Below are 12,395 nucleotides of genomic sequence, written 5' to 3'. Positions count from 1 at the left end.
TGTTTTCAATGAACACCCCTTACTCGTAAAGAAGCGGTCATTACAGGAGCAGTGTAACGCTAAAGATATGCGGTTGGTTCCTTATCTTGGTGCTGTTTTGGAACAATGCCACCAGATGCCAGATCGACCGCCATTTTAAAATAAGGCACATCGCCCTTATAGAAGCGTTCGCCAAACGGTTCCATCGCAAAACGATGATAAAATCCACGGGCCGACTCGCGTGCATCACACCAGAAACGCGCCATATTTTGGGTTTGCAGATCAGACAAAATTCGCTCAATGACCAGCGTTCCTACCCCCTTTCCCTGGTACTCATGCAGAGTGGCAAACTTCCTCAGCCTGGCATTCTGGCCGTCTATAAACACCGAAGCGACACATACCAGCTTTTCGTCAAAGAAAGCCCCATAGTGCACCCCTGCGTCATCTTCTGGTACCCGGCAGAAATCGACCGGTTTATCCGGCCAAAGTACCCGATGGCGAACAGGCAATGTCTGCTCTGCAGTAATAAGTTCAATCTTCACAGCGGGGGATCTCCAACATTTCTTCGACTCAATAGAGCAGAATCAGGCAAGTATTAAATAGAATCAGGGCTTAATTCCAACATTATCAAAATGTACAATAGGCTATATACCCAAGCTACCTCAAGATGCAGCTTTCAGAGGTAGCTTGGGTATATTACTGGGCGTTTATTGTACGGCAAGTTCTGATAAAATAACTCTGTTATCGCTTTAATCACCCAGATCCTTTGAAGCGCCGATTACCCATATCGCCGCCTTCCCTAGCAGCAACAACCGGCTTGGCCGGCTTTAGCCTCAACAATAAAGCTCGACTGGAAACTTCATTCTATGTACAAACGATTTGAAAAGCTGTCATCAGCATTTCCACCACATGAACCCGAACAACCACCCAATGGTTTATTCGCGTTTTGCCGCTACTACACCCGTGGGTTTGAACTCCCGCTTATCGCCATGTCCATTCTTAGTGCCCTTATCGCGATAGTCGAAGTGTCTCTTTTCGGGTTTATGGGACAACTGGTTGACTGGCTGGCAACTCACAACCCGGATACATTCTGGGCAGAAGAAGGCGGCAAACTGATGGGCATAGGTCTGTTTGTCCTGATTGTCGTTCCCCTGCTCATTACTCTGCACTCATTGATCGTTCACCAGACTTTGCTTGGCAACTATCCAATGTCCATTCGCTGGATGGCGCACCGTTATCTGCTACGCCAGAGTATCTCGTTCTACCAGGATGAATTTGCCGGCCGCATCGCGACCAAAGTCATGCAAACGGCACTCTCGGTGCGTGAAACGGTAATGAAGCTGTTAGATGTGCTGGTCTACATCTCGGTATACTTCACCTCAATGGTGGTAATGATTGGCCAGTCAGATTATCGCCTGATGTTGCCAATGCTGCTCTGGCTGGCCGCTTATATCGGTATTCAATTGCGCTATGTGCCGAAGCTAAAGCATGTCGCCACCGAACAGGCTGATGCGCGCTCGATGATGACAGGCCGTATCGTAGACAGCTATACCAACATCTCAACCGTCAAGCTGTTCTCCCATACCAATCGTGAAACCGAGTATGCCGAACAGGGCATGAGCGGATTCATGGATACGGTCTACCGCCAGATGCGCCTGGTGACAGGCTTCAATATCTCGGTCGAGGCCATTAACTACCTCCTTGTTTTCGCCATTGCCGGTCTGTCGATTTGGCTATGGATGGATGCTGCTATCACCATCGGGGCAATCGCCATTGCGGTTAGTTTGGCACTGCGTATCAACGGCATGTCCAAGTGGATCATGTGGGAAGTCGGCGGCCTGTTCGAAAACATCGGTACTGTTGTCGACGGAATGAAAACCTTGGCCCAGCCAGTTGCGATTGAAGATAAACCCAACGCACCTAAACTGGACGTCAGCCAGGGCGGTATCCAGTTTGACCATGTCAGCTTCCATTACGGTGAAGAAAAAGGGGTTATCGAAAAACTGAACCTCAACATCAAGCCGGGCGAGAAAGTCGGGCTGGTCGGCCGCTCGGGTGCCGGTAAGTCGACCATGGTGAACTTGCTGATGCGATTTTATGATGTCGAGTCCGGTGCAATCCGAATCGACGGTCAGAACATTGCTGACGTCACCCAGGACTCGCTGCGCGGACAAATCGGTATGGTGACTCAGGATACCTCGCTGTTACACCGCTCGATCCGTGACAATATCCTATACAGCAATCCGGATGCCACAGAAGAGGATCTTCTGGCTGCAACACGCAAGGCTCACGCCCATGAGTTTATTTCGACACTGACCGACCCGCACGGTAACACAGGTTACGATGCCCAGGTGGGTGAGCGCGGGGTGAAGCTCTCCGGCGGTCAGCGCCAGCGCGTGGCGATTTCCCGTGTGCTGCTAAAAGACGCCCCGATCCTAATCCTCGACGAGGCCACATCGGCACTCGATTCCGAGGTTGAGGCAGCCATTCAGGAAAGCCTGTATCAGCTGATGGAAGGGAAAACCGTGATCGCAATTGCTCACCGGTTGTCTACGATTGCTGCCATGGACCGTTTGATCGTGCTAGATGATGGTCAGGTAGTAGAGCAAGGCACGCATCAGGAGCTGATCGAGAGTGATGGTATCTACGCCCAACTCTGGGAGCACCAGACCGGCGGGTTTATTGGCGATGATATAGAGCCGATCAAGACAGGTACCTAACTGAACAAACGCCAATTAGATACACAGCGGTGACATGGCAACATTCACCGCTGTTTTACGGTTTAGAACAAGTTATATCTTGTAATTACCGGCACAGACCTATTCTCTTGCTCAACCAGTCCAGCCACCTGACCAGTTGATACTGGTTTCTGGCTGATAACGAACTGGGATCAATTTGATCCAGCCACTTTGACAATGCATACCAATCATCTGCTGGCTCGACACTCCCGATCCCTTTCTCTCTTGTGCTCCTGGAAAAGCCCGGTGTCAGCTGCCACTCACTAAGCCGACTCAATGATGTGCCAATAGGCCATGCGGCACCAAAATCAATCAGTCTAATTGAGCCGAACTTCGGCAGATAGAGGATATTTGAAGGTTTGATATCGCCATGAACCCAGCCAGCCTGATGAACATGCTCAATTGCACGAACAATATAGGGGATGCAGTCCATAAACAAGTGACGCTGCTCAAAGCTAAAAGTTACAACACTTGTCCCGTGAATATAGGGCAAGACCAACCATTCAGGTAACGTTTCAATGGGGGGATTAATAAAAGATGAGCGGCACTGGATCATACAACGCGACTCCCTTTCGACCTGTGCTTTTGATGCGTGTTTAACAATCACTCTCCGGCCAGAGTAACCGTCGATTGCAACAAATACACACGAACTCAGTGCCTCAATGAGAGTAAAACGCCCTATCAAAACGTCACCAACAGATAACTCAGGATCCTTGACCATTTGTATTTTCACACGTTCAAAGGGAGAACTGAAGTAAAGGTTCAGGGCTCACCGTGCAAGCCGAGGTTCTCGACCGACACGGTAATCAGTTCAGGCACAGTTCACGCCGTTAGCCCTTAATCACACTGTTGCTTTCTTGCGAATTGGCTGTCGATGCCACTGGGTGCGACTCGGCGGAGTAGCCTTGCGACGAATCGCATTTCTGCGCCATTGATCAGGACTTGGCAATACCAGATCCGATTCAATCACCGCTCCCCCCGCTAACTGCTGCTTGAGCAATATATTCTGCCATGCCGAAGAACTGGTAATGCTCAGGCCATAGCCATCAGAATAGTCCCTAATATGTTGTCCGGCAGCCTCTTTTAGCTTCTGGATATATTTAGCACCTCGAGCATAGCGCTGTGCTGAGATTTCATGACCACTAAAGTTTATTAGCTCCAGGAAGTTATACGGATGTGCGGCAACGCCAGCATGGAGTACCAATGAGGCAAAAATAGGCGTCACTTTTAATGTGCGGCTGAACCATTTATTGAACGCATCGCAATCATTCACCAGGCCATTCTTGTTTAGTACCCGATCCTTTTCTTTACGTGCCGTTTTCAATGCTTTATCAACACTTGCCCGTTGAACAATATAGTCAACCAAGGTACCGATACGGGTCAATGCCCCAACCAACAGGCCAATAATGGTTCCCAACCCGCCAGCAGCATCACCGGCCATTTTGACCGCAAACTTACCAGAAGTTACCAATACGTCTTTAACTCCCAGCATGGCATCACAACCAATATGGTTCTTTAGCCAGTAGGCGATATCATCCGGATGGCCATCAAGCAACATCACACCTTTACCGGCACTCTTTAGATCAAAGTAGCGAGAAGCATTGACCACCGCTTTCTTCACACCTTTATACAAATCGGCAGTATCTTGCACATACCCCCAGCCCGGGATTGCATGGGTAATATCTCGTACCAATGTACCAACTAGCCAACCAGCCATCTCAGACAGATAAGAAACAACCCAAGTTACCTCAGCGTATTTTTTTTCAGGTTATTGATCAGACGGCTGAAAAAAGACTCCAGTTTGGCGATGATTTTCTTTTTGACCTGTTCCCATTTCTTACCAGCCGTTTCAACAGCACCCAATACAGACCGACCAGGACCAGTCTGCTTTAGCACCGCCGTGCAGCCTTTTTTCGCCAGCCCGGCAATGTCATTGGTAATGGTTGAATCATTAACAAAGTTATCCAAAACACTACTCGACAGCGAGGGTGTCTTTTTAAAGTCCAGTGTTGCTAAATAATTAATAATCCCAACTCGGGCCTCATATTGTGCCCTGCCCTGCAAGCTCATCTGCGATAGGTCCCAACATGTTGTGACCTCGGCAAAATTCGTCACACTACCCGATGACGTATTCGCGGAAACATCAGCCATTATTATTACCTCTTATATCGACTATGTTGAACTGTATTCATTTCTGTCTAAAAAGACCAAATGTAGAGTCTGGCCTTCAGCGCTATAGCGCTGAAGGCAGGTTAAAGCTGGTTAATAGTCCCTTGGATAGTGGCAAGTTGCTGTCTTTCAGTGAATACTTCAAGACGACTTCTTCATCACCAAGTTTGTAGAGCAAGTTTCGAACTCTCCGATCACCCGTTGCACTGGAACGGCCATCGAACAACATCCTAAACAATGCCCACTCCCCGGAGTATGACTGACTGGCTATACGATTTTCTCCCTTGTAGAAATTTGCCGAAATATAACCGTCTCTCCCGGCAGAAGGCCACACGATGTCCTGCCACAGTCTTGGGCCATGGCGGTAAGAAAACACACTTTCCGTTTCGCGAAGGTCAAACTTCGTTGTCGTCGTACTCATCGAGCTGGCTTTCAGACGCAGTTGCAATGCCAACTCCTGTCCGGTCGGGCCAAAGAACAGCTCCCGGATCTCTTTCGCGCGCTTGATTTGCTTTAAGGTCAATGTGTGTAGCGGTAGTTTTTCACCATCCACTTCGGCCAGCTTAAGGGTACCATTGTCCCAATAAGCAAATGGCTGAAGCTCCGTGGTGATAAACTGATCAATCCGTCCCTGCGGCTTAAACAGGGTCGCAAAATCATCAATAGCCACCTCACCTCGGCCTTGTAAAGCAAAAGGAAAGCGGCCTTCAATAGCCTGACGGTAGAACACATAAACCTGCTCCTGCCACTGGGTATTGAGGTAACCTACGCCACCATTCACAACCCGCTTCCAGGTTTGTTTACCTATTTCAGTTACCCAGGACGCGATCTGGCGAGGAGCACGGCTAGATTGCCGTCGTAGTGTCACCAAGGGATCCTGGCTGCCTGCGGCATGTGCCTTGGCATAACCATACAAGGCTTTACCGGGATCGCTGCTCGTCAAAGCGGCATCAAGATAGGTGTTAAGGTTATCAAGCTCTGCTATCAACTCATCAACAGGTGCACTCTGGCCTTGGCTCGCCATAAAAGCGGCGTAACTATTAAATGCATCGTTGACCACATAAGACGGCTGCAATCGAACCAGCTTGTCACCTGCAATACGGTTAACTTTGTCGACCTTTTTAAGTATTTTCGCCGTTTTCTTCAGACCCAACTGTCTAGCTGCCTTGGTATTGCCTTTAGTGTCAGCATCATTTTCCGTCGCCAATGTGGTGTTAATCACCACAGCATCAAGCACATCAATCAACGGGCTATTTGCCGGATCCCGAACAGTCTGTACCGCATAAGCCAGATCTGCCATGCTGTCGAACTCTTTTATCTCAATATGTTTGATCAGCTCTTTCCACTGATAGACATAATCGGAATAGTAGAGTCGCTGCACTTTCTTGCTGAGCTTAGTGAGCTCTGCAACTGATGCTCCAGACATATCTCCCTGGATTGATTTAAACTCTTCAAGCTGTTTTTTCAGAAGAGATGACTTAACAGATAAATCAATATTTGCATGCCCCTGACGGGTATAGAGTTCAGGAAGCAGGTAGCCATGGAAACCGGACTTGAAGCGGAACATCGAAGAGAACTTATCACCGAGCTGTCGACGCACATCCACTCGATTGCGGTACTCAGGCAAAGACTTAACACGGGCATAAATCAGACGCTCCGGAGATAATCCCTCCAGATTCTGCACCGCGACAGAAATCAGCTCTTCGTTAGGATCCAGAGCTCGGCTATAGTCGCTACTGAATAAGTCTGTCATCAAGAAGCTAAGCTGATTAATACTATCAACTGAAATATCACCCTGATCATTAAGGGTATCGACCAGATAACCAACCATCTCATCCTGATCTAAGCGCTTGGCATCAAACAGCATTTGATAATAGCGCAAGACCTCAAAAACCTTACTCGGGTTGCCCAAATTAACGTAGGCATACAATTCGCTGCTCAGCAGGTCGGCGATTTGTGGCAACAGGAACAACTGCAATTGCTGCTGGTAAACATTTTGGATCTGCTCGGCAGTATCGTCTTGCTTAATACTAACTTTCTGATACCAAGGCAAAGGTTGTGCCCCTTGCTGATCCACTTCCCGCAGCTCATTCAAGACCGGGATCAGTTCAGCCAGGCCCGAATGCCCTTCCTGTAACCTGTTAACATCCTTGCGATATAAGCTCAGCTCGGTAATGGCTTTGCTCCTGAATGCTTCGTCATAGTTCCAGTTTTCCTGTAGCTGCAAACCAAAGGCTGCGATAACTCCCACTAAACCACAGACAAAAGCACTGCGGACAGCGAGGTAGCCATAATGACGCTGGGTGTTAACCCCGACAATATCGGCTTCTGGCAAAATAACATGACTGAAGATCCGGCTTGAAAACAGGTTCTTTCGTCCCTGAGGCTGAGAGTGGGTAATATCCGCGTTAAACGCCGCCTTTTCAGCGACCAACTGAGTAAGAAGATCATAACTGCTTCCCTTCTGCCCAGTAGTAACCAGATACATGCCTCGAACCCAGACAGCCTGACGTACCCGGTTTTCCCGTCCGAGGTTAGTCAGCAACTCATTGGCACGCTCAAAAAACACCGACAACTGGTACGGCAACGCAATAACAGAGTCCGTTTCATCCCTACGCGCTTCACGCAACAGCTGAAATTGCTGCTGCACTAGGTTCTTCAGGATATCCTGACAAGAGCGGTCAAGTGTGCGGGGGTCAAAGTGATGTTTCTCATCGATGGCAAAAGTCACACCAAACGGGTTTTCGACATCACAACCGGAATAACTGGCAAAGAAATTGACAAAGTCAGAAATCGTATCAGCTTTAGTAAAGACCGGATATACAGGCAATGCCAGCCCTGTCTGTTCACCCAGTTGTAGGATCGCCTCCTGAAGATTAGTACTCAGGACATGACGTGCTTTTTTATCGCACTGTAAAAATTGATCACAGCCAATAGCTGTAATCACCCCGTTCATTGCCTGGCGCGGTCGGTACCTCAGCAGTTGCTTGGCCAGCTCTCTCCACAAGCCTTCATCAATGCCTTCACTGTCGAATAGGCGATGGCCGACTTCAATGACAACAGCATTGTCGTTACTCCAAAACCGGATATACTGGTCAGTATCGCTTTCGTCAACGGCACGGTGCAGAACAGGCTCAAGGTTGTTTTGCTGCAACAAGCTGCTCTTGGCATCATTTTCACCGCCAATGAGCACATACCAGGGTAGCTCATATAAGCTTTTCAGCTTATTGCCATGAACGCCACGCAATTGTTTAACAGCAGCTTTAAATAGCTGACGGATAGTCCTGACATCCTGCTTAAATAAGATTGACTGCTCGTGCTGTTGGTCTTTCTCCTTCGAACGTTCCGGGCGATAACAAAAGAATAACGCCAGTAATGCTGCAATCAAAACCCCCACCATAATAATCGGCTTAAGCAGAGAATCTGACTCAGGATCTACCGGTATCCACAGCCATGCAGCTCCAAAGCAAGCAAACAGACCTACCGACAGGAAAAGTAATGGTTTATTTAATTTCATCATTTTCATTATTCTTGTCTATTCCGACGTACTGATGCATTTAGGCCAAAGCGAATATTTAGCTCATTTTTCAGCAAATTTGCTTTGCTCATATCAGCTTGATTCGGAACGATAAGTTCGGTGCCACCAGCCACATCTTTAAGCGTGACGGAGTAACCTGCCACTCTCAGTTCTTTTGCAAGCCGCTCACCATCAGCATGCTCGGCAAAACCAGCCAGTAAGATCTCCCAACCAACCTTAGGTGCAGCTGCAGTATCAGGCTGTGGCACTTGCTCTTTGTCGCTACTGACCAGCCCCAGATCTTCGTCAGTGCTGACATAAACCAAATCTTGGTTTCGGGTCGCATGATCAAATCCATCCATCTTAAGCGAACTGAATGCCAACAATGTCGCTTCACTGCGATTTTGATACCAGTACTCAGAGAAAAAGTACGAGCCAAGAAGTACCGACAGGGTGATGAGCAATAACTTGGTCGAGCTGAGGAAGCACCATGGCTTTTGCACCTCTGGCAATTCTGGTGTTTTGGGAACCTGCAAAGCCGACTCTTCGCGATAATAGCGGATAATCGTATACAGCTCAGACTTGAGCTCGTTGATTTTCTGGCGCTCAGCGTGACGGTACTTTCCAAGAAAGCCCAGCATAATCAGTACATATTGCAGCTCGAGAAAATCTACCAGCTTGCCAGGTTGACGACGGGCCTGATCAAGCAGGCTGAAAAAGACCTCCCCCCCATCACGCTGGTTAAATACTTTGCTCAGTAAAGAATGGTTTTCCCAACGGGATTTTTCACCCCAGCTGGTGTAGAGGATCGTTTCATCGAATGCCGCGCATAGTACAAAGCAGCTTTTTTCAATTACGCTAGGGTGGTAATCCAAAAACAGCCCGCGCCGCTTAAAGTCGGCGATACTGTCTAACAACTGCTGACGGAAACCATCGATGTCAAGCGGTGATGCCTGACGCGGCAAACTCACCAGCAACGCAAGCAGCCCACTACCCGCATTGAGTAACGGATTATCATAGATCGCCAGCTGCTCAATCAGCTTTTCAGTACCACTTAAGTCAAGTGTTACAACTTGCTCTTCCTGCCTGCCATTTCTGACAGGCTCTGATCGGCGGATCGCGATCGTCTCTTGTTCATTGAATAATGAAGTCATGGACTAAGTTCCTAGCGAATCACGAAAAATTCAACATCAATATCACCGATACGGCTATCGATATGCAGTGCGATAGGTTCATCTTTCTGGATCAGCTCACGCCACAACGCTGACTGGGTATCGATTTCAAAATACGCGGCATCACTACGTGCCTTTAGCTCAGAAGGCGGAACCGGAAGAGTACGGAGCGGTACGCCGGAAAGCGCATTACGGACAAGATCAGCAATGGTACTGTTTCCAGCCAGTTTACTGGCCAACGGGAACTGTTCACTAAGTTTGACTGAACCCAGTGCTGACGACACCACCAACACAAAGCGCCCACCATTAAACAAAGCGCGATCCTGAACCAAGGTACGCAACAGGCGGCGCTTTTCAAATAGGCTTGAATCCCAAACCAATGTGGTCAGGCTGTCAAGCTGCACCTCACGAAGCAAAATCCGGATATCCGAAAATAATCCGGCGAACAATGAGTAAAGGCGGCTATATTCCCAGCACCCGTACTCCTGCGGCATCTTCCCTTCCAGTCCCTGCATTTCACCAACAATTTTCAGGCATTCATGGTAAATATCCTGCGGGGCAACCGTGCCGGTATCGAGCCAGGTTTTCATCGTTGGCAGCCATCGTCCCAAGGCTTGCAGCCACAAGTAATCGCGGATCAGAGCCTGATGGCTTTTACTGACGGACTCAACCTGCAAGCGCTGAGAAATACTGCGCGCCCGATATTGCATCTGGGCATAAATATCATTGACGTTATCCTGCAGATAATCAGATACAGTGAAATGCAGACACACAGGAATGAAAGCTTTGTTCAGTACTACCTCACCGTCAGCCTTATGCTCGGTCACATGGGCGATAGGGATCACGGTATAATCCTGTAGATCATCCCCTTCCAGTTTTAGCTCTATATTCAGGCAAGCCAATTCAAGCTGGAGAGCTTCACTATGATCCCGGCTGGTATCAAACACATTGTGATCAAGGCGATGATAGCGACGGTGTTTATCTTGCGGACTGCCAATATCAACCACGCCCGTGCGGTAAATAGGCAATGCCAGATAAACCAATTTGTCATTGGTACCAGCAGGCACTTCCAGAGCCAGACCGTTTTGTATATCAAATGGCGTTCCATCAGGAAATAGTCCTTTCGCCCGCTTTATTCCTACTTTACCAATATTGTTCAACGCGCTATCAAGCTCCAATGCCACCAAACCAAAACGGTTCGGGATCATCAGCTCACGATAATTTTTTACGAAACCTTCCAGGTAACGCTCCTGCTGCTGGAAATGCTGCGGGCTAAGGAACATACCTTCAGACCAAACAACTTTTTTCTTATCCATTTTTGGTTAGTCCTCTTGACCGGTAATACTGACATTGACGCCATCAACCTTGACATCAACCACAACAGGTAATCCAGCTTGAATCTGCAGAATCACTTTGTTTTTGGCTTCACGAAAATCCGCAAAAGCAGCCACAACTGCGATGTACTCCGTCTCGGCAATCAACGGGATAGCTACTTGACGCTTTTCACCAGGTAACACGCTATCAAGGTTCCGCTTTGACAACAGGCCGGCTTTCAGTACACCCTGATCATCGTTATAGAGATCAATAAAACTTGCCTGGTTAAAAGCTTCGCTGTCCTGAAGTTGATAAACACGAACTTCCAGCGGGGAGGCCAGGCCATCAACATTGGGATTAATATTGTTGGCAGCCTCAATATTGACGATTACCTGTAGTGGTGACGCATCTTTCCAAAACGTTAGATAGCTACATCCGCTGATCAAGAAAACGCTAAGGAGTATTAAAAGCTTTTTTGCCATATCACTTTTCTCCAAGAGATTGTTTAATGCGTAAGCTCTCGCTGAAATACGCTTTGAATTTTAATTGCCACTCTTGGTTGTCCTGCTGACGCAGAAAATACCGCTTATACATTTCCCAATAATCCGGCTTAGGGCTAAAAAAGCCGGGCCTAACCAGATCTTTAAACATCTCTTCAAGACTGGTCGGAGCCATCTCGTCCATAAGCCTGCCAAGCGCCATTTCAGCAGCCTGAATCATCATTTCCTGCTGTCTCGCCTGCATCATCAGGAGTTGCTGAGGATCCATTCCGACCGGCGGAAGGGTTGTGGGTTCGGGGTTTGTAGAACTCTGGGTCAGAGAATTGCCTCGTGCAGGTTGAATACCCGTTACAAACGGAACTGAAGCGAGCAGCTCAGACTGTTCATCGGAAAAAGGATCATCATCAAAACTGTCATCTTTGAGCTGATCAATATGCATGTGCTCAACCGTCGGCAGTACTTCAGGATCCATATTGGCAAAAGGATCCAATTCAACATTTGCCGCATTGTCCGAGAACGCCGAATCAGCGAGTGCGGTAAATGACAACTCTGGCTCCCGGCGCACCGCATCTGGCTGTACCGGCAACTCCTGCACTGGGGGCTCCGTGCCAAAGGGATCGTCACCCCAGTCACCCAATGACACCGACTCAGCCGCAAAAGACGGTTTGACCGTAGCCTGTTCCGGGACAAAGCAAGACACCATCAAACGGTACTGGCCGAGATCCAGTACATCGCCATCATTGAGGCTTGAACTATTATTTTTACCCAACGGCTGGGAATTACCGTTGATAAAGAGTCCGTTGGTACTCACATCCATTACCTGATATCCGCGGCTGCCGCGGTTGATGATCGCGTGGGTGCCAGAGATAGCTCGCGACGCATCAGACAATTGCATCGTAGTACCGTAAGAGCGCCCGATACTGCCACCCTCTTCCGGGAAGTTCTTGTTCCATTCAGAAATTGGTTCTCCATCAGGAGAGCTTATTATTCTTAATGACAACGGCAT

At 48.4% G+C, this 12,395-nt stretch carries 10 protein-coding genes; 1 reads left to right on the top strand and 9 read right to left on the bottom strand.

All coding sequences use genetic code 11. From position 1 onward, the window contains the following. Positions 1-59 precede the first annotated feature (59 nt). A complete protein-coding gene (locus tag BIT28_RS20880) occupies positions 60-521 on the bottom strand; it encodes a GNAT family N-acetyltransferase (protein WP_075766872.1) in 462 nt (153 codons plus the stop codon). A gap of 324 nt (positions 522-845) precedes the next feature. Between BIT28_RS20880 and BIT28_RS20875 the strand changes: the two genes are divergently transcribed. Beyond that, positions 846-2,699 carry an ABC transporter ATP-binding protein gene (locus BIT28_RS20875; RefSeq protein ID WP_075766871.1) on the top strand — a complete coding sequence of 618 codons (1,854 nt, stop codon included), beginning with the start codon at positions 846-848 and terminating at the stop codon, positions 2,697-2,699. Positions 2,700-2,784: 85 nt separating this feature from the next. Here the strand turns inward: BIT28_RS20875 and BIT28_RS20870 are convergent, their stop codons facing one another. The 8 genes from BIT28_RS20870 to BIT28_RS20835 form a co-directional block, all read right to left on the bottom strand. Further along, positions 2,785-3,438, bottom strand: a complete 654-nt coding sequence (locus tag BIT28_RS20870) for a protein kinase domain-containing protein (protein ID WP_083652016.1) — start codon at positions 3,436-3,438, stop codon at positions 2,785-2,787. A gap of 120 nt (positions 3,439-3,558) precedes the next feature. Beyond that, on the bottom strand, positions 3,559-4,434 hold the full coding sequence (locus BIT28_RS20865; protein ID WP_075766869.1) for a hypothetical protein: 876 nt from the start codon (positions 4,432-4,434) through the stop codon (positions 3,559-3,561). Between the two features lie 26 nt (positions 4,435-4,460). Beyond that, positions 4,461-4,868, bottom strand: coding sequence for a hypothetical protein (locus tag BIT28_RS20860; protein WP_075766868.1), 408 nt, complete (start codon positions 4,866-4,868; stop codon positions 4,461-4,463). 82 nt (positions 4,869-4,950) lie between these two features. Beyond that, on the bottom strand, positions 4,951-8,406 hold the full coding sequence (gene tssM / locus BIT28_RS20855) for a type VI secretion system membrane subunit TssM (protein ID WP_075767016.1): 3,456 nt from the start codon (positions 8,404-8,406) through the stop codon (positions 4,951-4,953). A gap of 5 nt (positions 8,407-8,411) precedes the next feature. Further along, positions 8,412-9,557, bottom strand: a complete 1,146-nt coding sequence (gene icmH, locus BIT28_RS20850) for a type IVB secretion system protein IcmH/DotU (protein WP_075766867.1) — start codon at positions 9,555-9,557, stop codon at positions 8,412-8,414. 11 nt (positions 9,558-9,568) lie between these two features. Continuing rightward, positions 9,569-10,891, bottom strand: a complete 1,323-nt coding sequence (tssK, locus tag BIT28_RS20845; protein ID WP_075766866.1) for a type VI secretion system baseplate subunit TssK — start codon at positions 10,889-10,891, stop codon at positions 9,569-9,571. A gap of 6 nt (positions 10,892-10,897) precedes the next feature. Next, positions 10,898-11,371 carry a type VI secretion system lipoprotein TssJ gene (gene tssJ / locus BIT28_RS20840; protein ID WP_075766865.1) on the bottom strand — a complete coding sequence of 158 codons (474 nt, stop codon included), beginning with the start codon at positions 11,369-11,371 and terminating at the stop codon, positions 10,898-10,900. A 1-nt stretch (position 11,372) separates the two neighbouring features. Further along, complete coding sequence (locus BIT28_RS20835; RefSeq protein ID WP_075766864.1) at positions 11,373-12,395, bottom strand: type VI secretion system-associated FHA domain protein; 1,023 nt, start codon at positions 12,393-12,395, stop codon at positions 11,373-11,375.

This window comes from Photobacterium proteolyticum (assembly GCF_001939735.1).
Classification (GTDB): Bacteria; Pseudomonadota; Gammaproteobacteria; order Enterobacterales; family Vibrionaceae; genus Photobacterium; species Photobacterium proteolyticum.
The sequence above is the reverse complement of the archived record's forward strand: the minus strand, read 5'-3'. Positions and strand labels throughout refer to the sequence as shown.